Source organism: Dorea sp. 210702-DFI.3.17, from assembly GCF_020560825.1.
Classification (GTDB): domain Bacteria; phylum Bacillota; class Clostridia; order Lachnospirales; family Lachnospiraceae; genus Dorea; species Dorea formicigenerans.
Window position 1 is genome coordinate 241,788 of the sequence record NZ_JAJCNB010000002.1, and the last position, 22,339, is coordinate 264,126.

Consider the following 22,339-nt stretch of genomic DNA (forward strand, 5'->3'; position numbering starts at 1 on the left):
AATTTTATATTCTATGTATAAGTCATAGCATCCAAAACTTTCCTAGGGTCGTGGATGCTATTTCTTATTATGTCGATCTATATAAGTCAAAGCCGCAAAAATTACCAATAGTAAAGTCAATACTTCCATTGTATTCATGGGCATCACCCTCCTTGGATACTAGAGGGCAAAATCGAAATGCATCCGTCTTTCCGGTTCAGTAATACCGAATCAGTATAACACGTTACCGTTTTCAGTACAATAAGGTAATGGTCTGAAAAATACTTTATTCTGTCACCTTATGTAGCTGTATCGTGAGTATTTGCTGGACTAATTGGTGCTGTATATGAAAAAAAGCTATTTAAAAATAAGGTGGAAGCCTTATATGGTCTGCTTGATGATGCGGGTGATGATGCCGAGGGCAACATTACGCTCTTCATCAATATGCGTCACCACAAAGGATACCTGATCCTTTTTCCCGACTGTCCGGCTGTCATAGCAGGAGTGGGCAATGGCATTGACACCGATGGAGAGCCGGACAAAGACGGTGCCTTTATGGATGTCTTCCACAGTTCCGGCGTATTTTCCCTGAATCTTACATTTTTTCATGTTTTCCTTGCTGGTGTTGCCTTCCACACTTTTGACATCTGCGTGGACAATGACCTGCTCCGGTGAGTCTGCCCGCACATCCAGGATGCGTACCAGGATGTGATCGCCTACCTGGAAGCGTTCTCTGGCATCACCCATCCAGTCGAAGGACAGGTCTCTGGCAAGAATGGAGGTTTCCACACCGAAAATTTCTGCCCGGACTACCTTTTCCGCAACAGCAATGACTCTTGCCTGCACGATACGGTCTTCATAAACTTTCGGCATTCCGGAAGCATCTTTATCCAGATAGAAGATCTGGCGTTTCTTCAGCATCGCTTCTTTCCGGCTGGCGACAATGCTGCGTGTCTTCGGATCTAATCCCTTAATCAGAAAATCAATCTCACATCCAAGCATATTGTTGAGGATTTTGTTCTGCCGCAGAGCAAGCTCCCCATAATCGTGTGCTTCATCCTGCATGAGATGGATCATCATCTCAGTTACTGGGATGACAGTACGGAAATCCTTGTAGTAAACCACGGCAATGAGGCTGCCGTTTTCTGTTTTCTCGATACCGCCAAGCATTCCGGTTAAGATCCGGCGGGTACGGTAGGCATTCTGGATCTCATGCCAGGTAAGGTCTGAAATGGACTGGGCTGTTTCCAGCTTCGCATCGGAATCCAGAGTTAAAATAGGTGTGTTGGTTGTTTCGTTTGGCATCATAGTGTCTCCTTTCAAATTATGACATGATAGAATCTTTATCTAAAGGAACCATGTCTGTGTGATCCGAATAGTTATCTGCTGAGAAGTCATCCGGGAAATCGTGATAGCCAGGTTCCTGATAAACGCTTTGCTGGTCAAAGTGCGGTTCAGCTTTTTTCTTTTTCTGCTTTCCATAAGAAGCGGTTTTTTTCGGGTGGGAAGCAGGAATAGTTGGAGTGTACGTATATTCTTCACTACATGCTCCTTTTCTCCATTCCGGAATATGTTCGGAAGCCTTCCGGGGAATGAGTTTTTGGGCATCCGGGTGCAGGGTGTAATCGTATTTTTCTACCTGCAGTACCTTCTGACCACGCAGGATAATCAGTGCAGTATCCAGCGGGAGCCGCAGGATCTCATCCGGAGTTAAGAGCTTTCGTTTCCCGATGGATCTGGTCTGGCGGTATTCCGGTGTATAATCGGATACCCTCCAGCTATTTAATTGTTTGGCTTCGCTGCTGACACCAACGGTCACATCACCGGAGCGGTTAGAGATAAATGTAGCAGTTACCTCATCCGTACAGCCTAAAAATAGCTGAGTGTCGCAGTTCCCGATGATTTCCTGCCATTGGTTTAAGGGATACCGGTTCTGCATCTGAGGCAGGTTTTGGAAAATGCAGGAAATACTGAGGTTTCGACTTCGGATCACGGAAATCTTTTTGTTGAGCGATAGGATTGCTCCCGTATTCGCCAGCTCATCAGCCAGGATATGTACCGGAACCGGCAGTTTTCCATCTTCCCCATAGGTGTCTGCATAACGGACCAGTTTGATAAATACGAAGGTCATAAACAGGGAAGAAAGAAAATCAAAAGTGCTGTCTTGATCCGAAGTGATGCAGAAGTATGCACATTTTTCTTTTCCCGGCAGCGTCAGGTTGATCTCATCATAGGAAGTGATCTGGCGGATCAGCTTGTTCTGGAATACCTGAAGTCTGGAACCGAGTCCGATGATGACGCCGGAACGTACCGTGTCACTTGCCTGCTTATAGATGCAGTAGGGGACTTTTGCCGGATGGGAGACCGGAAGCAGGTCAAAGAGGCTGTTCAGTTCTTTTTCCGAACTCATGGTCAGGAGTTTGTATACCTGTCCGATATTCTTTGCCTCCGGTGGGAATCCCTGATCCACATAGAGAATCAGAGCTTTTAATAAGTTCATCTCGGCATTGTCCCAGAAGTGATCGCCTTTGGCAGAACCGGTATTCTGGATGATGACATCAGCAAATACCTGTGCCATGGTTTCCTGTCCGCCAATTTCACCCAGACAATTCCAACTATCCGAGTTTTCCGGGTTTACAAGATTAAAGGATTTCACGATATATCCGGCATTCTCAAGGTAAGTGGCTGTACTTTCGTACAATTCCGATTTTGGATCGGTGATGATGAGGCTTTCCCCGCGGGCAACACACTGGAAGATCATGTTGCGTGCAAAGGCCCGGCTTTTCATGGAACCGCTGGCACCGTAAACGGCAATATTCCGGTTCATGCGGGTATCCTTCGGGAGACAAACGGCTTTTCCGTTCAGTTTTCCAAGAATGGTTCCCTTGTGTTTCTTGACATCATTCGTAAGCTCCAGTACCTGATGCATTTCCTCCAAAGTCATAAAACCGGAAGTCCCATAGGTTCCCTTTGTGGAATAATTCAGGTTCCGGCCCCGGTCTGTTATTTCCCCGTTTCGGTCAAATCCCATACGCATGAGAAGGAAGGTCAGGAGTCCAAAAGCTGCCAGACATAGAAAAATCCCATACAGATTGTACGGGAAAGCAGTCAGGGCATCCAGACAGGCGAGCGGGTGCGGGGAGGGGATCTGCGGGGCAGTTCCGTTTCCGGCAAAATTGCCGGCAGATTCCCAGGTCTGATAGTTGCGGATAAATTGAGCAACATAGCCTCCTGCATAGAGGGTGCAGAAGGTGATCGGAAGCATATAAATGAGCTTCCACCATTTACGGTTCATGTAAAAACCCCCTTTTGAATTTGCAAAGGTCAATACTGGAGAAATGGATTGTGGCAGTTAAGTATTTTTTCAGGACCGGAATCTGAAAATCGAAACAGATCAGGTTCCCGGATCTGCCGTATACATTTAAGCCGGTATTGAACCGGTTGATTCGCTGCATGTCAAAATCATAAGCAAGAAGGATGGGGTTCCCGGAAGCATCCGTGGCATCATGTTCCAGTGGAATTGAATCGCTGCGGCAGCCCAGATCGGACAGCAGGAGGTTGTCCAGCTTTTCCATGATCTCAGGGTGAACCAGCAGTTTTAAAAGCACTTCCCCTTCCGGAGTATTGGGAAGGTAATGGAAATGCTCGAAGGAGGTGTCCAGCATAAACAGGCTCTTTTTGTAGCCTCCGGTACTGGTAAACAGCCGGAAAGCCATTTCCATGTCGGTTCCGGTCATGATTGCCCGGATCTGTGGATGTCCGTTGTAAGGGTAGCCTTGCAGGTAATGCTGCAGGAAGGCGTTTAAGCGGACTTCCGTTCGATATTCCCATTTCAGGACTCCGTTTCCCGTGTTATAAAGGACATAGACACATTGCGGTGCCATCAGGATGCCCATGCTGCGGGAGTTCCTAATCTTCGTGGTCTCCGGGCCCAATTCCTTAATTTCTCTGGAAGCGTAAAAAAGAGGAAGGCTTCGCATACCGATGGAACCAGCTTCGCGGTGATTACAGAAGATGTCAGGTTTTACATCCGGATAAAAGGGAATCCCGGCATGAAGGAGTGTCAGATACGTTTCGGCTTTCTGATGTAAGCGGATACGTCGGGATACTTCACTTCGGATGAGGTTCGTCTCGGTATTGCCGGTCAGATAGCACTGGAAGCGTAGCGGCGAGACAGATAACAGCATCTCTTTCGCAGCTTTTGTAAGACGGTAGCCTCTGAGAGCATCCCGGTAGTGGGTACGGATGAGGTGTTCCGCCTTCAAATCCGTAATGAGTTTTTCCGCATAGGAGGCACTTGGGATGAGTCTGTTTAGCTGGTCTGCGGGAAATTCCCCGCACATCCCTATCATTTCCAGTAAGCGGTATTTCGTAGTGTCAGGTCTTATCAAATAAGCATCACCTCAATTCAGTTCTTACCCATGCAAGCCTATACTTGGGTAAATCTCCGGTGGTTTGGAGATAAAAAAAGCAAGAAAACAAAGTTCCCTGCGGTGGTTCTTACCGATGTCGGATTTCTGCCTGAGAAGTCAGGAGATTTTCCGACATGCTTTCGTGATGATTTTTCTGGTTCTGCAGCCATTTCGGAAAGTCAGCTTTTTCCATAACCGATACCAGTGTACAGTCCTTTAAGCCAAGCTGTGTCGTGTAGTAGGAATCACAGAAAAAGCCGCTGTCATCTGTCAGAACATAAGTACAAAGTGTATCCAGAATCTGTTTAAACTCCAGATTGTCATAATCCCGGATACGTCTTTGAGGAAGTTCCCTGTCATATATTTGACTGAAACATATCACGCAGTCACGATAGAGGGGCAGGGCATTTTGTTTTACATACTCCCGAAGCATATAATTAAGCGGTTCATGGAGAAATGCAGTGTTTGTGTGGACTCTTCGTTTCGGAAGCAGTCCGGGAAGCGTAATGGTGAGAATCCCCTGCTGTTCTGCAATCCGCATTCCCTGTGCATCTGCCGCTTTGGGAAGATAAGCTGCTTGATTTGGGGAGAGAGCCGGACAGACAAGGTTACGCATCTGGCAGGCAATCCGCTCCGCCCGAAGAGCAGCACTGACGCTCAGTTCCTCAAAATTTTTATCATAATTCTGGATATCAGTGACCTTCAGAGCGTAAACGGTATTCGTCAGTTTTTGCAGCTCCCCTTCCAGTTTTTCAAGCCGCTGGTAAATGGTTGGTGTATTTTGCGTCATAATAACCTACTTTCTCATGTAGTAACTGACAGCACCGGATTCATTTACAAGGCAGTAAGCGGCTACATCATCAATGGTGATTTTGGCAGCCTGGCTTTCGGATTCTAAGACAATCAGGCGTTTGGAACCATGTGATGGGATACTTTCCATCACATGATTGATCAGAGCCTCCTGTTCTTCACCGATATAGATGATTTCGTATTGTTCATCTTGCGAAAAGAAATTGAGCTTGATTGGAAATTCGCCACTGGTGTGGTATACAACACCTTTCTTAAAATCCAGCAGTACCCAGAAGCATGTAATTATAGCATAGTCAGGATTCTCAGCAGACTGCTGGCTGTCACAAAGAAGGTCATGCTCTTTATCGTAAATGATGCGCCCTTGTTTGATGAGGCTGGTAATCAATGACTTGATAGACTGCTCATGTCGGGAGAAAAGTTGTAAAACCTGGTCATACCTCAGAGTATGGTAAGTGGTAATGAACCGTAAGAGCTTGGCTCCCTCTCCTTGATAGATTTCGTTCCTTGTTTTCATGATTGACTCCCTTCTATATATAATAGGAAACTTTATACATATGGCTGTACGTACAGGATACGTTTGGTATTGTAAGTATAGTGTACGTACAAAGTACATAGAACCTGCTGTCAGCGATTGAATTTACAGGTACAAAAAAAGCACCATCTATGGGTGCTGGAAATAAGGAAAACTATAAGCAATACCTATTGTAGCATGGGTAATTTTACGCTTCAATCGCAGAAGCAGGTCATTTCTGTGCCATTTTCACTGGTTGGCATAAAAAAAGCAGGAAACCATTTTGATTCCCTGCATGGTGTATTGTTGTGCTTTTGTGTAGTTCTAATGATTACTTGTCTTTATAAAATGCTTCGAAAGCTTGTGCGAAGAATTCGGCTGTACCATTGCCGTATTTTTCATCTATCATAGGTTTGATTTTTTCATTACGGTAATATTGAGCCTGTGCAACCATCAGACCGTGTTCTTTCTTTATCTGTGAAAGTTGTTTCATAAGAAAACCGTATTCGGAAACAAGTTCTCTTACTTCAGAAGAATCTGGTGAACATACTTTTTTAGCTGCTAATTTGTATAAAAGATTGTCAAATTGTTGGTTGTAACTTTCTGCAGCCTCTTTGCTAATAGGATTGTTGGCAACAGACAGGAATTGCTCTTTTCCTCCATACCACTCAACAACTTTAGCATAGCCTTTCTGCATTTCTTCTGATGAAACTGTCTTAATATAATGCTTTTTCCATTCTTCAATGCTTCCAAACTCTTTTACAGCAAGTTCTTTCATATTGTCAGGCATATGTTCAAACATAGTTTGGAACATTTCTTCAACTTCCGTTTTACTAAAAATCGCAAAATCCATTTTATTCTCTCCTTTCAGGATATCATCAATGCTGGCAATCAGATGTTCCATACGTTCTTTCTTTGCTACCAACATTTTTCTCTGCATTTGCAAGATCTGGTTCCTTTCAAGAGCAGGATTCTCCAGAACAGCTTTGATTTCTTTCAAAGGAATGTCAAACTCACGGAAAAACAGAATCTGCTGTAATATTTCCAATGCCCTATCGTCATAAAGCCGGTATCCCGCATCACTTTTTTGTGTTGGTTTTAAAAGCCCGATTTCATCGTAATAGTGAAGCGTGCGAACGCTGATACCTGTAAGTTCTGATATTTCTTTGACTGTCCTCATAGTTGCTGACCTCCTGTTCCTGATAAGATAACTGTACGCTATGACGTTCCGTGAGAGTCAATATATATTTTGCATTTTTTAGTATAACATTTTTATGATATTACGAAAAGCCGAGGAGATAGGCGATATGTATTACTCTGGAAAGAACTTGTTGAGCGTATCCAATGTCTCTTTTGCAGTAAATCCCCAAAGGATGGTACTGAGTGCTTCAATCGCAGCCCTGCGTTTCCGGTAATAGGTGCGGTAGGAAATATTGGTGATGTGGTGAGCCAGCTTATCCAATATCTCATCTGTATTTTTCATTTCCTGTGGAGAGAGAAAAGCGTAGTAGAGAATCCAGTAATACTGTTCCCCATGCTTGTGATTGTTCCGGAGGAGATCGATGGATGATTCCAAAAGCTTCAGCATCTGGTTGCTTCTGGCAATACTTTTTGCCCGTTGTTCGATGTCGCTTCCGGTAAGATCAGCCCCGGCAGCATAGATGGAGTCCAGAAATTTGTCGATGTCATTGTCGTATTGGAGCTTAAACTGGTGCTCCATCTGGTGTACGACTACCTTCAGGCTGTAGGTTGCATCCCGGTATCTGCGTAAAAACTGATAGGTGTCGTGAAAACGTGGATCTTCTTCGGGTGAAGGAAATCCCTGTGTATTGCGGTTTGCCATGTCTATTCCCCCCCTTTCAGTGCAGAAGGCTCTGCCACGGCAGGCATCTTTTGGGCAGACTCATCCCCTGGACTTACGGACAACTCAAACCGATAAGCGGCATTTCCGTAGGGACAGATAATATTTAGAGTAAATGTATTAAATATATCTTTGCAGGCTGATAATGGAGATAATATATAGCGGGTTTTGGAGCAGTGGCAACATGGAATCCCTTGTGAATCCAATAGTTCTGCGACTTTTTGCACGATAAATTTCATGTGTGAATCTGGAACGCAGGAATCATTTTTTGTAACGGTGATTTGTGAGTCTGTGACAGTTTCTGAAACGCTAACAGAAGCAGAATCCTCAATAGTGATTTCTTCAGGTACATGGATTGGTAATTGCATCTTCATAGCGATCTCCTCCTTGTCAATCATAACGTCGCTGATATTAAACATCACGGACAGGTAATTGTTGAGATAAATTACGCTTCCGTGTTTTCCTGTAAATGAGATAAGTGTAATGTATTCTTTTTCCTCCAGTTTCTTCAAGAGTCGTGATACCGATGCCTTTGACAGACTCCACCTTTCACCCAGTTCATTAAAGCTGGTAAGGGGATTTCCGGTATTATCCCGGTAATAGACAATGGGACCGGAATCAGATCCCAGGACAGAGGAATCGTTGTAAACTGCATGAATCCACAGATCCAGAATAACATCCATTTCCGAGCATTTTCCAATGCCAATTAGTTCGTGAACTTTGGCAATCGGGAAAAAGAAAAACCCTGTATCTTTTTTACAGGGATAGTTGTATTCCAATACGGTATTGTCTTTGGGCCAGTCTGATATTTTGAATTTGACCAGGCGGTTTTTGCCGAGAAGAGAGTAGGTAATGTAATTCTGCTCTTCAAAAAATCGAAGGATGGACAACGCTTGATGTTGGAAACGGCAGCGAAACCATTCCTGAAGATCTGTGACTGTGCAGATCCACTCTCCTGGACCAATGGTATAGGTAATGTGTTCCATCCGGCGGTAGGATGTGCGGTAATTTGCATAGGAGCATAATACCAGATAATAAAAAAGAAAAGAGCCCCCGGTAGTTCGGATGCTCTTGGTAGTGATTAAAGTTTGTATGAAGTCACGGTAAATGCGACAGCGTGGAAATTCCACGATTTGTTTGAGTTCTAATTTGTAATTCATGGTGATCTTCCTTTCAAAGTATATTTAATTGTAATCGGACTTTTCATAGTGTTGGTATCAAGAAGAAGCCGATGGAAGTATAGCAAGTAGTCGTGTCACTCATTGCATTTTTATTGCATTTTTAAAATTTAGATTATGTGGCTATGTTGCTCTTAACTGGTTAAAAAGCCTTTAAAATCGTCTATATGCGTTAATACTCCGTACTGTCTGTCTGGAGTTTGAATATGGCTTTCGGAACAGATTGCTTGAAAACCTCGTTTCAAATGCTGTTTTCTATCATAAATCTATCCAACATTAACTTGGGGCAGTTAGAAATAATTTTGGCATTAGCAGGAATTGGGTTGCAGAATAACTTGCTTTATCAGCTTGCAAATTTTAACTACCTGTATATTGGCGGAATGAGTTTCTGGACGCCTTATATTATTTTGGTTTCTGCGGCAATAGAGGTTCCGGTATTCTTGCTTTTGGCAGTCCGTTCTTATTGTAAACATCAAGTTGCTTGACTATACAAAAAGTCTATATTGCAAAGCTATTTTAAATAAAAGTACACTATTAAAAGAGACGCATGGGGTAAATGCCTAAGCGTCTCTTTTGCTTTTTACTTAAAACAATTCAAGACTGTCCTCTGCATCTACCCACATCTGTAAATTTCCATCCAATGCCAATGTCGCATATTCCAATGGCTCGTCTATTGCCAATGCATTTAAGGCACATTGAGAACCGGGAGTTGTCCGCAAGCCATCCTCTGCAACATTGCAGTCAATTCTTAAAACATATCCATCGAATGTGGTTACATCAATACTATTATGATACATATTGTATTCTGCATAAATCAATTTCATTTTTCTCTGTCCTTTCCGTTGTAATTATTTATATCAGTATTTTGTCCATAGATGCCCGGATTCTGTATACTTCTTATATTATCCCTCAGGAAGTCAAACTCATGTTTCGTTTCTGATCAACAAAGGATTTACAGCACTGGAAATTGGAAATCGTGTTGGGCATGAGTCAGAAAAGATAACCTATCGGTATGCGCACCTGTTTCCAACGAAGCAGGATGAAATGGCAGATTTCCTTGACAATGAACGTGGTATGGATGTCAAAGATCAGGAGGTTGAAAAAGATGTCAGCTAAGAATTTAGACCAAAAGGGACGTCATAGAAACAAAATCGTGGCTTTCCGTGTTTCGCCGGAAGAAGATGCACTGATTGAAAGAGCAGTGCATCTGTCGGGGCTTACGAAACAGGATTTCATTATAAAAAGGCTACAGAACAAAGACATCGTTGTTCAGGGAAATCCTAAAGTATTCAAAGCCTTAAAAGAAGAATTGAAAGGGGTGATGCAGGAACTTCAAAGAATTGATTCCGGTGTAGGTGTAGATTCAGATCTGTTGGATACGATTCGTCTTATAGCGATAACACTGGAAGGCATGAAGAAGGATGATGAATGGAAACAGTAAAAGAAAAATCCCCTGCTGGTAACAAGGGATTTTCCTGAAAAGCCGAAGCCTTTTCATACATATTCACAAGAAAAGTATAACAAGGCTTTCGGCCAAAATCAATAAAATATTGTAACTATTCAGACCCGCATCTCGATTCCACTTTGTTTTATCTCGATGTGGCTTCTCGCCATATAAATTTTTAAAAATATAGTCATTCATGCAAGCATGATTCCTATATTTTAAAAATTTGCATGGCTCTGAATAGTTAGCAAATTTTGAAAATAGGAGGCAGAAAGTTATTGAACATATTTTATGAAATAAAGTCCATGATATCTGTCAGGCAGGTGGCAGAATCCTATGGACTGAAAGTGAACAGAAACGGAATGGCCTGCTGTCCATTCCATAATGATAAACATCCGAGCATGAAGATAGATTCGTCTCATTATTATTGTTTTGGATGTGGAGCACATGCCGGTATTGTTGCTTTGATGCCATTATATAAAGGAGTACATATGCTTGCTGATATCGGCAATGGCACGATGAATACACTGGTAATTACAAACGGCAGAGCGATGTCAGACCGGATGTATACTGACAAGCTTGGCGTGCATCAGTGTGTAAAGCGCATTTATAACGCTGTACAGGCTGAATGCGGAAAGCTGCCGGATGAGAGCCTGATTGAAGATTTCCTCAGAAACGGAACAGCCGATACATCCAATCGCATCTTATCAGTGATGCAGACTGAGGCAGAAAAATACACTGTAGAAATTTTTGATAAGCTCAGCGAATATGAGTATGACCCGGAGATGGTCAAGCTTCACATCATTGGTGGCGGAGGATGTCTTATCAGAAACTTTGGGACATATGATACAGACAGTGTGGAAATCATTTCAGATATATGTGCTACTGCAAAGGGATATGAGAGCCTGTATATGACACAAGTGAGAATGAGAAAGGGAGCGTAAGCTCTCTTTTCTACATTATAGGTAAATGTTTATGAAGGATAAAAGGATAAGCCTCAGATTTCGGGCTGACAACGAAAGGGATATGGAAACATGGAAAATGCTTGAAGAAATGGCGCAAAAGAAAAATGCATCGAAGAACTCAGTTGCTATTGAACTGATTTTATCAGGTTCAACGAAAAGGAATGTTGATGATGTACTTGCGGAGCGTATTGCTGAATTGGTTGCAGATAAGCTTACAAATAAGCTGACAATGCAGACAGGCAGTAGCGTATCAAATGGAGCTATTGTTTCAGGTGATGGAAGGGACGAGGATCATGATGAAACAAAGTCCCAATCAGACGAACCGGAATTGCTCGGGGAGGATGCACTCGATTTCCTCGATCTATTTGGATAGGCATCACAATGATGCCAGACGGATATATGTGGCATAAAAATGATGCCACATTTCAGGGAAAGCGAGGCAGGTTATATCGAATCGGATGTATATCTGTAAGATATGTCCTGTATACCTGCCAACAGCTTTAACGTTGGCAGAAGCTCTCCGCAGGAGTCCCTCGGAAGAGCGACTGGGCTTTTGATACGCAGTGTCAAAAGTAATAAAAAATTACTCTTGGAAAGAGTAACAGAACCCCGGCGGTATGCGCCGGGAACCCGCTTAAGCGGGCGGTACGAAAGAAAATCATTTTAGAAGGGAGAAAATGCATATGGGCAAAACAATTTCATTTGTGAAAGGAAAAGGGAGCATATCCCATAATAATAGAGATTTTATTGCGGAAAATGTAGATCGTAATCGAACTGCATGGAATGTGGAGTATATTAAGCAGCCAATCAGAGAAGCTTATGATCAGCTCTTTGGTGAAGCGATAGCAGAATATAATGCGAAGCAGAAACGAAAGGACCGGCAGGTTACGGATTATTTGAAAGACATAAAGAATTCCGGCAATGGAGAGAAACAATTTTATGAGATTGTTGTTCAAATTGGAAAGAAGGATGATACAGGTGTCCTTGATGTAGAGGGAAATCTATCTGTGGATGCAAAAGCAGCAAGTGAAATATTAGATGAATATGCAAGAAGTTTTCAGGAACGCAATCCGAATCTGTATTTGTTTAATGCGGTTCTCCACATGGATGAAGCCACACCACATTTGCATCTTGATTATATTCCTGTAGCACATGGATATAAAACAAAGATGCATACAAGAAATAGTCTTACAAAGGCTTTACAGGAAATGGGGATTGCTCCGGCTGTCTCAAAGACAGATAATGAAACAACTCATTGGCAGGAAAGAGAACGTGTATATTTAAAAGGATTGTGTTTGGAGCGGGGGATTGAGGTAGAAATCCTTGGAGTAAAACGTGATAATTACACAATTCCCGAATATAAGGCAGCTATGCGGGCCACAGAGGAATTGACGGCAGAACTTGAAATCTTAAATGCCGAAAAACAGGAAGCTGAGAGTGTGATTGCATCAGTAGGTGCTGAAATTGCAGATGCAAGGGAAGAAGTTGAAGAAAGCAAAAAGCATCTTGATGAAATAAATGAGCAAATCGCAGACAGGGAAAAACGCTATGCAGTATATGAAAAGAAAATTGATAAAGTATTGGCTGCTGGAAAGCCTGTTGCAAAGGAACTTGCGGTGATTCGTAAGAATGCAAAACAGCTTCCCTCTATTCTTGGAAGTGAGCCGTCAGTCAAAATTTCTGAGAAAGATTTCAACCGTCTTATTGATATGGCGCAGGCATCAGGGACTTTGGAAAAATTAAATGAAATCTATGATCGGGAACTGGAACACATGCAGGGGATAATTGATGACCTAATGGTTCAAGTGAAAACATGGAAGGATAAAGTACTGCAATATGATAAGTTCTTTAATGTAAAAGGATTAGTGGAAGAGTTCAAGGAATTTGTAAGGCCGAAGTCTATAAAAGATCGGATGGAGGCTAAGCAGAAGGTTGTTGAAAAACAGAAATGCGAACAGGTAGTGAATTCTACAGCGAGGAGGGAAAAGGACATTGCAATATAAATATCAATGTCTGTTCGATGAGGGGATTTAGGGTAGCCTTGTTTAGAAATTAGTCATCATAGCAACGAGGATGAGTTAAAGGAATTATTCATTAAGGCAGCCAACAAGTTATTTTCTGAAAGAGATGAGATTCTTGCTAACACCAAAGTTATGATGGAAATGGTCTGTGAGACGGATTCACTTGACAGGGATTTACAGGATAGCATCACAGAACTTAATATCATCTCGGAGCAGATGCAGATTGCCATTGCAGAGAACAGCCGTGTGGCATTAGACCAAGATGAGTATGAAAAACGCTATGCCGAACTTACGGCAAGGTATGAAAAGTCAAAAGCTAAGTATGATGACATCGCCGAGCAGATAGAAAGCAAGAAGGCGAAGAGAGAATTGTTCAAAGGGTTCATTCGCACTTTGGAGAAGCAGGACGGCTTAACCTGCGAGTTCGATGCCGGGATTTGGAGCAGCCTTGTGCAGGAAGTGGTTGTAAAAGCTAAGGATGATATAAGATTCATATTCAAGAACGGATTTGAAGTAAGAGTATAGAAATAGGATTTGATGGCACTCGGGCAGTGAAATACTGGGGTGGTTTATGTGGAAAAAATGTAGGCGATATGATATGATAAACGATAAGATGTCCCATGAAAAAAATTTTGATGGATTAATTTGATATTTTGTAAAAAGAGTAAAAACAAAATAGGAGTGAAATTTTGATGAATATTGAAAAAAATTTGAGAGGTGGAAAGTTTAATCGTCTTCTTGAAAAAGCTATGGTTGATGTAAAAAATAAGACAAACCTAAACAGATTGGAACTGGAAGTTGTTTATTTGCTATCTCATTATGATGATATAACAACATTGACGGATATATGTCGGTACACGCAGATGAATAAAGGTCATATGTCTACTACTTTAGAGAATCTTGTTAAACAAGGATACATTGTATGCAAAAGAGATGATAAAGATCGTAGATATGTGAAATATGAGCTGACTGATGCGTCGGAACATCTTTGTCAGGAAATGGAGATTCTCTGGGCAGAGTTAACCGCCAAGGTGGTGGAAGGAATTGATGAAAGTTCTTTGGCGGTATTTAACCGGGTGTCTGAGCAGATTAGTCATAATATAGACAGATTGTTGGAGAATGACTAGGAATTGTTACACCGAGTAATCGGTGTGCAATTTTTTTATTTCTTTTGAAAAAATGGGTTGACATAGGTTTTTTATGTGCTATAATCCTTTTTAAACAAACAGTTTGGAAACAAACTGTTTATATATGCTTCATATGAAGCATATATTTTTTACAAAATAAGTAGCACTCAATACAAGAGAGTGCTAACAATAAAGAAAAGAGGTAATGATTATGCAGTTAAAACCATTAGGAGAGCGTGTTGTTTTAAAACAGCAGGAAGCAGAAGAAAAAACCCAGTCCGGAATTATATTACCGGATAGTGCAAAAGAAAAGCCACAGACAGCTGTTGTCATTGCAGTAGGACCTGGAAGTGAAAAGAATGGAAAGAAAACAGAAATGCAGGTAAAAGAAGGCGACCGTGTGATTTATTCTCAGTATTCCGGTACAGATGTTAAGTTGGAGGATGAGGAATATATCATCGTAAATCAGTCCGATATTATTGCAATTGTGGAGTAGTAAAATAAAAATACAGTTATTTTATATGTAGAAAGAAGGAATTAACATGGCAAAGGAAATTTTGTTTGATATCGATGCAAGAAAAAAGATGGAAGCAGGCGTTGATAAGCTGGCAGATACAGTAAAGGTGACAATCGGACCTAAGGGACGTAACGTTGTATTGGATAAATCTTACGGAACTCCTTTGATTACGAACGATGGTGTTACGATTGCAAAGGAGATTGAACTGGAAGATCCTTATGAGAATATGGGTGCACAACTTGTGAAAGAGGTCGCAACCAAAACGAATGACATTGCAGGAGACGGCACGACAACGGCAACTGTTTTGGCACAGGCTCTAGTAGGCGAGGGTATGAAAAATATAGCAGCAGGTGCAAATCCAATTATTTTGCGAAAAGGAATGAAGAAAGCAGCAGATACAACTATTGAAGCACTGGTTAAAATGAGCAAGCCTGTAACCGGAAAAGATCACATTGCAAAGGTTGCTGCAATATCTGCAGGTAATGATGAAGTCGGAACAATGATTGCCGATGCAATGGAAAAGGTTGGAGAGAATGGCGTCATCACAATAGAAGAATCAAAGACGATGCAGACAGAGATAGAGGTTGTAGAGGGAATGCAGTTTGACAACGGTTATTTATCTGCTTACATGTGTGATGATAAAGAAAAGATGATAGCTAATATGAATCATCCATACATTTTGATTACGGACAAAAAGATATCTAATATAAAGGATATTCTTCCTATATTGGAGCAGGTAATGCAGCAGGGAAGAGAAATGCTGATTATTGCAGATGACATAGAGGGTGAAGCACTTACAACACTAATCGTAAACAGGTTGAGAGGCACACTCAAGGTCGTAGCTGTAAAGGCACCGGGGTATGGTGATGGTCGTAAGGAGATGTTAAAGGATATTGCAATTCTGACAGGTGGACAGGCAGTACTCGATGACCTTGGCATGCAATTAAAGGATATCACAGTTGATATGCTTGGACAGACTAAATCAGTTAAAGTAACAAAGGAACATACAACCATCGTGGATGGCGAGGGCAAGAAACAGGACATTGAAGAAAGAATCGCAATGATTAAGAGACAGGCTGCAGATGCTTCTGAGTACGACAGGGATAAGCTGGTAGACCGGGTGGCTAAGCTCGGCGGTGGTGTTGCAGTTATTAAGATTGGAGCCGCAACTGAAACAGAGATGAAGGAAGCTAAGTATCGTATAGAGGATGCATTAAATGCCACTAGGGCTGCTGTGTCAGAGGGCATCATCAGTGGCGGCGGATCTGCTTATGTTCACGCACAAAAGGCAGTACATGACATGATATCAAGCATGGAGGGTGATGAGAGAACAGGAGCAGAGATTGTAGCCAAGGCATTGGAGGCTCCGCTTCGTGCCATTGCTGAAAATGCAGGCCTAGAGGGTGCTGTCATCATCAATAAGGTAAAGGAGTCAGATGAGGGCATAGGCTTTGATGCAATTTCTGAACAGTACGTCAATATGGTCGATGCAGGAATTATTGATCCTGTCAAGGTTACAAGAAGTGCACTTTCCAATGCGATTAGTGTGTCATCAACCTTATTAACAACGGAAGCTGCTGTGGCAAATATTAAGGAAACAGCACCTGCAATGCCGGCACAACCGGAAATGGGCTATTAAAATAATCCATTCTCTTTTACGAAGGGAAGTGACAGTCTGTTGCTTCCCTTATTTTAAATAAAGGAGGAGTAATATGGCAGAAACTATAGGAAATACAGATATTATAAAGCTGTCCAACGAATTGATATACCAAAGGCACTTGTTTAACCGGGAGCATAGAAAAGATGTCTTTATGAAAATGAGTATCCCGGAATACATTGCATTACAATATATTGCAATGGAGGAGACATCCGACATTTATTCAGGACGAGTCTATCTGAAGGATTTAGCGGACAAGCTTCAGATGACGATGCGACAGATTTCTAAAATGGTAGAAAAGCTACGAGACGTAGGATATGTATTATGGTCTCATGACGGTAACGGCAGTGAGGGCACCTATGTTACAATTACTGAAAGCGGACGAAGCCTGTTAAGGGCGCAGGAAGAAACACTTAAGAAGTATTACGGGAAGGTGTTCGAAAAGTTTGGAAAGGATAATTTGATTCAGTTACTACAGCTTATGAAGCAGTTGGAAACTATTATGAGCAGTGAGGTGGAGAATCTGGAGGTGAATAGAGATGACAACGGAGCAGATGAATGATTATTTTGAAGAATTGGAAGCAGTTTGTCTGAAAAATGATAACATTGCTCCGCGGTTATTTGAAGAATATGGCGTAAACAAAGGGCTTAGAGATGAAAATGGGAAAGGTGTCCTTACAGGACTTACCAACATATCAAAAATAGTGTCTTCAAAAATTGTTGATAATCAGAAGATTCCCTGCGATGGGGAATTGTGGTACCGGGGCTATCGAGTGGAAGATTTGATTCATTGTTTAGGACAAAATGAGTTTGGATTTGAAAAAATAGCATATCTTCTTTTGATGGGAAAACTGCCTGATGAAAGAGAGAAGGAAGACTTCGATAGAATTATTGGAGAGTGTAGGACATTGCCAACCAATTTTACAAGGGATGTCATTATGAAAGCACCTTCGGAGGATGTCATGAATTCCATGACCCGAAGTATTCTTACCCTGGCATCTTATGATAAAAAGGTAAAAGAACCAAGTGTCAGCAATTCGCTGCGTCAGTGCATCCAGCTCATCAGTGAGTTCCCATTGTTGGCAGTATATGGATATAATGCTTACAATCATTATGAAAAAAATGAGAGTATGTATATTCATCATCCCGATAAACAGCTTTCCACCGCGGAAAATCTATTGATGCTTCTGCGACCAGACAGGAAATATACCCTTACAGAGGCAAAGGTTTTAGATACGGCACTCATTTTGCATATGGAACATGGAGGAGGTAATAATTCTACATTTACCACAAGAGTCGTTACGTCATCCGGGTCTGACACTTATTCTACGATGGCAGCAGCAATGTGTTCGCTAAAAGGACCAAAACACGGAGGCGCCAACATTAAGGTAATGGAAATGATGGATGATATTAGGGCGCATATAAAGGATTATTCAGATAAGGATGAGATAGAAGCATACTTAAGAAGGATTGTTGATAAAGATGCATTTGACCAAAAGGGCTTAATCTATGGAATGGGACATGCAGTATATTCTATTTCTGATCCGAGGGAGAGAGTATTTAAAGATTATGTAAAACAACTGGCAGAGGAAAAGAAAAGGCAAAAAGATCTTGAATTGTATGAAAACATAGAGATGCTTGCTCCAAAGATCATAGCAGATAAAAGACATATCTATAAAGGTGTCAGTCCCAATGTAGATTTTTACAGTGGATTTGTCTACGATATGCTGGGTATACCGGTAGAACTTTATACAGCCATGTTTGCAGTAGCTAGAATCGTAGGTTGGAGTGCACACAGAATAGAAGAGATGATTTGCACGGATAAAATCATCAGACCAGCATATATGAGTGTTATGGAAGAAAAAAGACTCAGTTAGAGAGCTTTCTAACCAAGATTTCAGATGGTGTAATAATAAAATAATGCGTCAGCATATACATAAAATTAAAGAGCAGGAGACTTCATAGGGGTGTTCATTTGAACACCCTTTTTGCTGTCTAAAGGGTTCATCGTTGAATTGTATCATTTTCTTTGTCCCAACGAAATGATATGGACATCCAACAAAAGAAATCCTAAAATAATAGGTGCTACATTAAGGAATGTTAATGAGTATTGGGAAATAGAATAATACATTTGGATTACAATGTAAACCTAAATATTGACAAATGATGGTTTTCTTCATATAATAGGTATTAAGAAATGAGTATATACTATAGGCAAATGTGTTATATGGGAGGTGTTCAAATGGCTACAGTACCTACTCAGGTAAGAATTGATGAAAATTTAAAAAAGCAGGCTACAGAGCTCTTTTCGCAGTTAGGAATGGATATGTCCAGCGCAATGAATATATTCCTCAGACAGTGTGTTATGAGAGGTGGTCTTCCATTTGATGTAGTAGTTCCACAATATAAGCCAGAGGTTATTGAGGCTATGGAAGAAGCGAAAAGAATTAGCAAGGATCCTAAAACAAAGAGATACAGTAGCTTTTCTGATGCCATGGAGGACCTTGATGGATGCAGTATGAATTGATACTTACTGGAAAATTTAAGAAAAGCTTGAAATTAGCTAGGAAGAGAGGCCTTGATATATCTCTTTTAGAGGATATCGTCACTATGCTTCAGAATAATATTCCTTTAGAAGAAAAGTATAGAGACCATGAATTAAAAGGAAAATACCAAGGATTTAGAGAGTGCCACATTCAACCGGATTGGCTACTAATATATTTAAAAGAAGATGGTATTCTGACATTGACCTTGGTCGATACAGGAACACATGCAGATCTATTTAACATGTGATAACATAATACTGATAACAATTTGATAACATTAGCTCATACAGCACATGTGATTGGTGCAGATGAAACCAAATGGAGTCAAATCATAACAGAACGCCTTAACAAAAATGTTTAAGACAAGGATTAAGTTAGGGAGTTTGAGTAGCTTGAAAAATCGCGGAAAAGCCCATAAATAAAGGCTTTGCGGGGTGTCGAAAAGACCAAATGGAGTGCAAATGGAGTTTAAAAATTATTTTTTTCTCTTGTTTATATTCCAGATTCACCTGCAAATTTCGTGAAATTGGTTATTCTCATAAAATAAAATTAGAGTAAATATGAAGAACAGTTTGTTTTGATTGAAGTGATTTTCGTCAAGGCAGACTGTTTTTTTGTTGCCTGCATTTAGAAAACAGATACCACAGAAAGGTTCTTTACTTTCGATGAGCTTAAACTCCATGACACAGTAATCACACTGATGGAGAATTAAAAAACAAGAAAATTTGATAAATTTCGGAAAATGATGTCCGATTTTGCATCTGCCAGTACAGAGTATATGAAGAGATAAATATTCAAAACAGAGGAGGTACTGATTATGCAGAATAAATTATTTTTAAAGGCAGCCGATATATGTGAACTTCTGGAAGTAAAACAGACATCGGCTTATGAAATCATCGGAAATCTGAACAAGGAACTGGAAGAACAGGGCTACCTGACGCTTAGAGGAAAAGTTCCGACAAAGTATTTTGTGAAGCGTTTCTATGGTGCTGTTTGGGCATTTGATTATGATAAGATGTTCTGTGTATTGATGGAAAATGAAATTTGCCGAAAGGTGTGTGAAAAGAATAAATATAATAGTTGGATGAAGCTGATTGGACAGTATTGTATTTCAATGGCTTAAAGATAAAGAAAGTTGCTGGAGAGAAAAAATATTCTCCAGCAACTTTGTCTTTGATGAATAAAGGTCAATTTTTTATTTAACTATTCTCACTATTATTTGATTTAGTGATTTTTTTCTTCTTTGGAGAAACCAGTTTGTGACCGGAATAAATGGACATGCCCATACAAAGCAATGAAGAATAGGCAAAGTATTTATGTGCAGTCATAGATTTTTTGATTCCAGAATAAATGCATCCCAACATACAGAAAAGTGCTCCGAGAGACCAGTATTTATGTGATTTCATGATTTGATACCTCCTTAGATTTAACTGATTCAATCATAACGCTTTTTTACGAAAATGCAAAGAAAAACTTTGAATATAGTTCTATGGAATTAGAACTTGGTTTTGCGATTCTGTATATTTAAGATATCCGCAAGTATACTAAATTCAGAATGATTATTCGTTCTGGAGGAGGTGTTACGATGGATTTGAAAGCAGTAGGACAGCGAATCAAATCAGCACGAGAAGCAAAAAATCTCACGCAAGAGGAACTGGCTGCATTAGTAAATTTAAGTCCAACGCATGTGAGTGTAATAGAGAGAGGCTTGAAAGTTACAAAATTGGATACCTTTGTTGCAATTGCAAATGCATTAGATGTTTCAGCAGATACTCTTTTAATTGATGTTGTGGCACATTCAGTTACAGGCGTTACCAATGAGCTGACAGAAAAAATTGAAAAACTTCCGATCAAAGAGCAGAAAAAAATCATCAAAGTAATTCATACATTATTGGAAGAGTAATATGACAAACTGGGAAGAGCAAGTAGCTCTTCTTTTTTTGACCATTTATTCAGATTTAAGTTGTAAAGTGTCTTTTCATGATAATAGAAATATGCTAAATTGGTTCTATAGAACAAGACGTAATTCCGGTTATATATCGGAGGAAAATGAATGAGAGAGAAAACTATTTATGAGAAGATTGCAGAAAAGTACAACACAACACCAGAAGAAGTACGCAGAGAAATGTGGATAGCCATAGATGCAGGATTTGATAATCCTGATCCGGCTGTGCAGGAAGAATGGAAGAAAATGACACTTAAAGGAGAAAGACCTACACCGGAAGAAGTAATCAATTACGCAGTAAAAAAACTAAAAGGAAAATAAAAATATGAAGAAAAAGATAATTGCATTGATTTCAGGAGCAGTGATCTTGATAATTGCTGCAGGAAGTATTTATGGGAAATCTGAATCTGGTCATAAGGAAGGCGAACCGGATGTAGTTGGAACATTTTCCGTAAATCGAGATGAAAATATTACCGTGGTTGCTAACCGGAAAAATATTGAGGATAGAGAAGCGTTTGCAAGAGAGCTTTTGCAGATGTACAAGGATGATTCTTTTTATTCGACAAAATTCTCCACAGACAGGGGATATGCGACGAGTCTTGATATGAACATCTATTTAGGAAAGAGGATATTGAAGATGGGGAATCAGTAATGACAGCCGAATACAGACCTATAGAATATGGAAAGGACTATGATGTTGTTAATAATCCTGATAAATTTCAACTATATATAGATGGAAAAGAGATTAAATAGTAATCTCTTGAAAGAAAGCTTTTTGTCAGATTTTTTCAAAGAAAAATTCAATGATAACAATACATAGTTTTAACCATGATATTCTGAAAAATTTTATAGGAAGATTCCATTATCAAATTGACATAGGAATGTGGTAGCGTATAATTAGAATTGAATACACTGAAAAACGGAGAAATTACATGAAAGCACATAAATATTGGTCAGTAGTAGCTTTAATCACAATGATTGGAACTTTTTATACAGGATATAAAGGGCTAAAAGCAGCACACAAATACTTTGCATTTGGCTCTCTGATATGCATGATTATGGCAGTCTATTCTGGTCATAAAATGATTTCAGGCAATAAAAGAACAAGAAAACAGGTGGAAAATACAAAAGCGGAGGAATAGTAAATGTTAGAGTTAGGAATAAAAGCACCGGATTTTGAATTGCCGGATCAGAACGGAGAAGTGCATAAATTAAGCGATTATGCAGGAAAAAAAGTGATCTTATATTTTTATCCAAAGGATAACACACCAGGATGTACGAAGCAGGCATGTGGCTTTTCTGAGCGTTATCCACAGTTTACTGAGAAGGGAGCTGTTATTCTCGGAGTAAGCAAGGACTCTGTAGC

General features: G+C 40.5%; 28 protein-coding genes and 2 pseudogenes. 20 read left to right on the forward strand and 10 right to left on the reverse strand.

Annotated features, from left to right (window positions below):
- Positions 1 to 360: 360 nt before the first annotated feature.
- From LI149_RS03695 to LI149_RS03730, 8 genes are all read right to left on the reverse strand, one after another.
- Positions 361 to 1,284 (reverse strand): S1 RNA-binding domain-containing protein, encoded by a 924-nt coding sequence (locus LI149_RS03695; RefSeq protein ID WP_023921587.1) that lies wholly within the window; start codon positions 1,282 to 1,284, stop codon positions 361 to 363.
- Positions 1,285 to 1,303: 19 nt separating this feature from the next.
- The gene (locus tag LI149_RS03700) at positions 1,304 to 3,274 is read right to left on the reverse strand and encodes a VirD4-like conjugal transfer protein, CD1115 family (protein WP_022415647.1); all 1,971 of its coding nucleotides are present in this window, start codon (positions 3,272 to 3,274) and stop codon (positions 1,304 to 1,306) included.
- Positions 3,264 to 4,370 (reverse strand): hypothetical protein, encoded by a 1,107-nt coding sequence (locus LI149_RS03705; RefSeq protein ID WP_022415648.1) that lies wholly within the window; start codon positions 4,368 to 4,370, stop codon positions 3,264 to 3,266. The genes LI149_RS03700 and LI149_RS03705 overlap by 11 nt, the downstream gene beginning before the upstream one ends.
- 109 nt (positions 4,371 to 4,479) lie before the next feature.
- Positions 4,480 to 5,181 (reverse strand): DUF6100 family protein, encoded by a 702-nt coding sequence (locus tag LI149_RS03710; protein ID WP_005333541.1) that lies wholly within the window; start codon positions 5,179 to 5,181, stop codon positions 4,480 to 4,482.
- A gap of 6 nt (positions 5,182 to 5,187) precedes the next feature.
- Positions 5,188 to 5,715 (reverse strand): DUF5697 family protein, encoded by a 528-nt coding sequence (locus tag LI149_RS03715; RefSeq protein ID WP_005333543.1) that lies wholly within the window; start codon positions 5,713 to 5,715, stop codon positions 5,188 to 5,190.
- A gap of 328 nt (positions 5,716 to 6,043) precedes the next feature.
- Positions 6,044 to 6,892 (reverse strand): MerR family transcriptional regulator, encoded by an 849-nt coding sequence (locus LI149_RS03720; RefSeq protein WP_005333545.1) that lies wholly within the window; start codon positions 6,890 to 6,892, stop codon positions 6,044 to 6,046.
- Between the two features lie 132 nt (positions 6,893 to 7,024).
- The gene (locus LI149_RS03725) at positions 7,025 to 7,555 is read right to left on the reverse strand and encodes a hypothetical protein (protein WP_005333547.1); all 531 of its coding nucleotides are present in this window, start codon (positions 7,553 to 7,555) and stop codon (positions 7,025 to 7,027) included.
- A 2-nt stretch (positions 7,556 to 7,557) separates the two neighbouring features.
- Positions 7,558 to 8,733 (reverse strand): helix-turn-helix domain-containing protein, encoded by a 1,176-nt coding sequence (locus LI149_RS03730; protein WP_023921589.1) that lies wholly within the window; start codon positions 8,731 to 8,733, stop codon positions 7,558 to 7,560.
- A 218-nt stretch (positions 8,734 to 8,951) separates the two neighbouring features.
- Between LI149_RS03730 and LI149_RS03735 the strand changes: the two are divergent.
- A pseudogene (locus LI149_RS03735) lies at positions 8,952 to 9,236 on the forward strand (ABC transporter permease); the annotation flags it as partial.
- Between the two features lie 99 nt (positions 9,237 to 9,335).
- Here the strand turns inward: LI149_RS03735 and LI149_RS03740 are convergent.
- Entirely contained in the window at positions 9,336 to 9,575 is a 240-nt protein-coding gene (locus LI149_RS03740) for a DUF6061 family protein (RefSeq protein ID WP_173865490.1), read from the reverse strand.
- 97 nt (positions 9,576 to 9,672) lie between these two features.
- Here LI149_RS03740 and LI149_RS03745 point away from each other — a divergent pair.
- The 14 genes and pseudogenes from LI149_RS03745 to LI149_RS03810 all read left to right on the forward strand — a co-directional run.
- Positions 9,673 to 9,867: pseudogene (locus LI149_RS03745) on the forward strand (hypothetical protein); the annotation flags it as partial.
- Positions 9,857 to 10,192: a DUF1778 domain-containing protein gene (locus tag LI149_RS03750; RefSeq protein WP_227078346.1), complete on the forward strand. Its 336-nt coding sequence runs from the start codon at positions 9,857 to 9,859 to the stop codon at positions 10,190 to 10,192. The pseudogene LI149_RS03745 and the gene LI149_RS03750, both read left to right, overlap by 11 nt.
- 281 nt (positions 10,193 to 10,473) lie before the next feature.
- Positions 10,474 to 11,139, forward strand: coding sequence for a CHC2 zinc finger domain-containing protein (locus tag LI149_RS03755; protein ID WP_227142971.1), 666 nt, complete (start codon positions 10,474 to 10,476; stop codon positions 11,137 to 11,139).
- 31 nt (positions 11,140 to 11,170) lie between these two features.
- On the forward strand, positions 11,171 to 11,533 hold the full coding sequence (locus LI149_RS03760; RefSeq protein ID WP_227078348.1) for a hypothetical protein: 363 nt from the start codon (positions 11,171 to 11,173) through the stop codon (positions 11,531 to 11,533).
- A 310-nt stretch (positions 11,534 to 11,843) separates the two neighbouring features.
- Entirely contained in the window at positions 11,844 to 13,163 is a 1,320-nt protein-coding gene (locus tag LI149_RS03765; protein WP_227078349.1) for a plasmid recombination protein, read from the forward strand.
- A 150-nt stretch (positions 13,164 to 13,313) separates the two neighbouring features.
- The gene (locus LI149_RS03770) at positions 13,314 to 13,706 is read left to right on the forward strand and encodes a hypothetical protein (RefSeq protein WP_227078350.1); all 393 of its coding nucleotides are present in this window, start codon (positions 13,314 to 13,316) and stop codon (positions 13,704 to 13,706) included.
- Positions 13,707 to 13,873: 167 nt separating this feature from the next.
- On the forward strand, positions 13,874 to 14,308 hold the full coding sequence (locus LI149_RS03775; RefSeq protein WP_154431024.1) for a MarR family winged helix-turn-helix transcriptional regulator: 435 nt from the start codon (positions 13,874 to 13,876) through the stop codon (positions 14,306 to 14,308).
- Between the two features lie 211 nt (positions 14,309 to 14,519).
- Positions 14,520 to 14,804, forward strand: coding sequence for a co-chaperone GroES (groES, locus tag LI149_RS03780; RefSeq protein WP_075681758.1), 285 nt, complete (start codon positions 14,520 to 14,522; stop codon positions 14,802 to 14,804).
- A gap of 46 nt (positions 14,805 to 14,850) precedes the next feature.
- A complete protein-coding gene (gene groL / locus LI149_RS03785) occupies positions 14,851 to 16,464 on the forward strand; it encodes a chaperonin GroEL (RefSeq protein WP_168934287.1) in 1,614 nt (537 codons plus the stop codon).
- A 73-nt stretch (positions 16,465 to 16,537) separates the two neighbouring features.
- The gene (locus LI149_RS03790) at positions 16,538 to 17,044 is read left to right on the forward strand and encodes a MarR family winged helix-turn-helix transcriptional regulator (RefSeq protein WP_075681754.1); all 507 of its coding nucleotides are present in this window, start codon (positions 16,538 to 16,540) and stop codon (positions 17,042 to 17,044) included.
- The gene (locus tag LI149_RS03795) at positions 17,022 to 18,359 is read left to right on the forward strand and encodes a citrate/2-methylcitrate synthase (RefSeq protein ID WP_154431022.1); all 1,338 of its coding nucleotides are present in this window, start codon (positions 17,022 to 17,024) and stop codon (positions 18,357 to 18,359) included. The genes LI149_RS03790 and LI149_RS03795 overlap by 23 nt, the downstream gene beginning before the upstream one ends.
- A 365-nt stretch (positions 18,360 to 18,724) precedes the next feature.
- The gene (locus tag LI149_RS03800) at positions 18,725 to 19,009 is read left to right on the forward strand and encodes a type II toxin-antitoxin system RelB/DinJ family antitoxin (protein WP_154431021.1); all 285 of its coding nucleotides are present in this window, start codon (positions 18,725 to 18,727) and stop codon (positions 19,007 to 19,009) included.
- Entirely contained in the window at positions 18,994 to 19,275 is a 282-nt protein-coding gene (locus tag LI149_RS03805; RefSeq protein ID WP_154496864.1) for a type II toxin-antitoxin system YafQ family toxin, read from the forward strand. Before LI149_RS03800 ends, LI149_RS03805 begins: the two co-directional genes overlap by 16 nt.
- A 570-nt stretch (positions 19,276 to 19,845) precedes the next feature.
- On the forward strand, positions 19,846 to 20,151 hold the full coding sequence (locus LI149_RS03810) for a hypothetical protein (RefSeq protein WP_227142972.1): 306 nt from the start codon (positions 19,846 to 19,848) through the stop codon (positions 20,149 to 20,151).
- A 76-nt stretch (positions 20,152 to 20,227) separates the two neighbouring features.
- On the opposite strand, the gene LI149_RS03815 is transcribed toward LI149_RS03810, so the two are convergent.
- A complete protein-coding gene (locus LI149_RS03815; RefSeq protein WP_082210884.1) occupies positions 20,228 to 20,434 on the reverse strand; it encodes a DUF6219 family protein in 207 nt (68 codons plus the stop codon).
- Positions 20,435 to 20,613: 179 nt separating this feature from the next.
- On the opposite strand from LI149_RS03815, the gene LI149_RS03820 reads away from it, so the two are divergent.
- The 5 genes from LI149_RS03820 to LI149_RS03840 all read left to right on the forward strand — a co-directional run.
- Positions 20,614 to 20,931 (forward strand): helix-turn-helix domain-containing protein, encoded by a 318-nt coding sequence (locus LI149_RS03820; protein ID WP_008688152.1) that lies wholly within the window; start codon positions 20,614 to 20,616, stop codon positions 20,929 to 20,931.
- 150 nt (positions 20,932 to 21,081) lie between these two features.
- A complete protein-coding gene (locus LI149_RS03825) occupies positions 21,082 to 21,294 on the forward strand; it encodes a sporulation initiation factor Spo0A C-terminal domain-containing protein (protein ID WP_227079432.1) in 213 nt (70 codons plus the stop codon).
- Between the two features lie 4 nt (positions 21,295 to 21,298).
- Complete coding sequence (locus tag LI149_RS03830) at positions 21,299 to 21,625, forward strand: hypothetical protein (protein WP_227079431.1); 327 nt, start codon at positions 21,299 to 21,301, stop codon at positions 21,623 to 21,625.
- 280 nt (positions 21,626 to 21,905) lie between these two features.
- Positions 21,906 to 22,115, forward strand: a complete 210-nt coding sequence (locus LI149_RS03835; RefSeq protein WP_168934311.1) for a DUF6219 family protein — start codon at positions 21,906 to 21,908, stop codon at positions 22,113 to 22,115.
- A gap of 3 nt (positions 22,116 to 22,118) precedes the next feature.
- Positions 22,119 to 22,339 (forward strand): peroxiredoxin (locus LI149_RS03840; RefSeq protein ID WP_227142973.1); only part of this gene is annotated, 221 nt, incomplete at its 3' end.

Excerpts from the sequence above, each read along its gene's own strand:
- LI149_RS03790 (WP_075681754.1), top strand. The coding sequence starts at position 16,538 with ATGGCAGAAACTATAGGAAATACAGATATTATAAAGCTGTCCAACGAA.
- LI149_RS03795 (WP_154431022.1), top strand. The coding sequence starts at position 17,022 with ATGACAACGGAGCAGATGAATGATTATTTTGAAGAATTGGAAGCAGTT.
- LI149_RS03770 (WP_227078350.1), top strand. The coding sequence starts at position 13,314 with ATGATGGAAATGGTCTGTGAGACGGATTCACTTGACAGGGATTTACAG.
- LI149_RS03825 (WP_227079432.1), top strand. The coding sequence starts at position 21,082 with ATGAGAGAGAAAACTATTTATGAGAAGATTGCAGAAAAGTACAACACA.
- LI149_RS03765 (WP_227078349.1), top strand. The coding sequence starts at position 11,844 with ATGGGCAAAACAATTTCATTTGTGAAAGGAAAAGGGAGCATATCCCAT.
- LI149_RS03710 (WP_005333541.1), bottom strand. The coding sequence starts at position 5,181 with ATGACGCAAAATACACCAACCATTTACCAGCGGCTTGAAAAACTGGAA.
- LI149_RS03695 (WP_023921587.1), bottom strand. The coding sequence starts at position 1,284 with ATGCCAAACGAAACAACCAACACACCTATTTTAACTCTGGATTCCGAT.
- groL (WP_168934287.1), top strand. The coding sequence starts at position 14,851 with ATGGCAAAGGAAATTTTGTTTGATATCGATGCAAGAAAAAAGATGGAA.
- LI149_RS03760 (WP_227078348.1), top strand. The coding sequence starts at position 11,171 with ATGAAGGATAAAAGGATAAGCCTCAGATTTCGGGCTGACAACGAAAGG.
- LI149_RS03830 (WP_227079431.1), top strand. The coding sequence starts at position 21,299 with ATGAAGAAAAAGATAATTGCATTGATTTCAGGAGCAGTGATCTTGATA.
- LI149_RS03750 (WP_227078346.1), top strand. The coding sequence starts at position 9,857 with ATGTCAGCTAAGAATTTAGACCAAAAGGGACGTCATAGAAACAAAATC.
- LI149_RS03725 (WP_005333547.1), bottom strand. The coding sequence starts at position 7,555 with ATGGCAAACCGCAATACACAGGGATTTCCTTCACCCGAAGAAGATCCA.
- LI149_RS03700 (WP_022415647.1), bottom strand. The coding sequence starts at position 3,274 with ATGAACCGTAAATGGTGGAAGCTCATTTATATGCTTCCGATCACCTTC.
- LI149_RS03835 (WP_168934311.1), top strand. The coding sequence starts at position 21,906 with ATGAAAGCACATAAATATTGGTCAGTAGTAGCTTTAATCACAATGATT.
- LI149_RS03730 (WP_023921589.1), bottom strand. The coding sequence starts at position 8,733 with ATGAATTACAAATTAGAACTCAAACAAATCGTGGAATTTCCACGCTGT.
- LI149_RS03805 (WP_154496864.1), top strand. The coding sequence starts at position 18,994 with ATGCAGTATGAATTGATACTTACTGGAAAATTTAAGAAAAGCTTGAAA.
- LI149_RS03740 (WP_173865490.1), bottom strand. The coding sequence starts at position 9,575 with ATGAAATTGATTTATGCAGAATACAATATGTATCATAATAGTATTGAT.
- LI149_RS03715 (WP_005333543.1), bottom strand. The coding sequence starts at position 5,715 with ATGAAAACAAGGAACGAAATCTATCAAGGAGAGGGAGCCAAGCTCTTA.
- LI149_RS03820 (WP_008688152.1), top strand. The coding sequence starts at position 20,614 with ATGGATTTGAAAGCAGTAGGACAGCGAATCAAATCAGCACGAGAAGCA.
- LI149_RS03815 (WP_082210884.1), bottom strand. The coding sequence starts at position 20,434 with ATGAAATCACATAAATACTGGTCTCTCGGAGCACTTTTCTGTATGTTG.
- LI149_RS03800 (WP_154431021.1), top strand. The coding sequence starts at position 18,725 with ATGGCTACAGTACCTACTCAGGTAAGAATTGATGAAAATTTAAAAAAG.
- LI149_RS03810 (WP_227142972.1), top strand. The coding sequence starts at position 19,846 with ATGCAGAATAAATTATTTTTAAAGGCAGCCGATATATGTGAACTTCTG.
- LI149_RS03775 (WP_154431024.1), top strand. The coding sequence starts at position 13,874 with ATGAATATTGAAAAAAATTTGAGAGGTGGAAAGTTTAATCGTCTTCTT.
- groES (WP_075681758.1), top strand. The coding sequence starts at position 14,520 with ATGCAGTTAAAACCATTAGGAGAGCGTGTTGTTTTAAAACAGCAGGAA.
- LI149_RS03720 (WP_005333545.1), bottom strand. The coding sequence starts at position 6,892 with ATGAGGACAGTCAAAGAAATATCAGAACTTACAGGTATCAGCGTTCGC.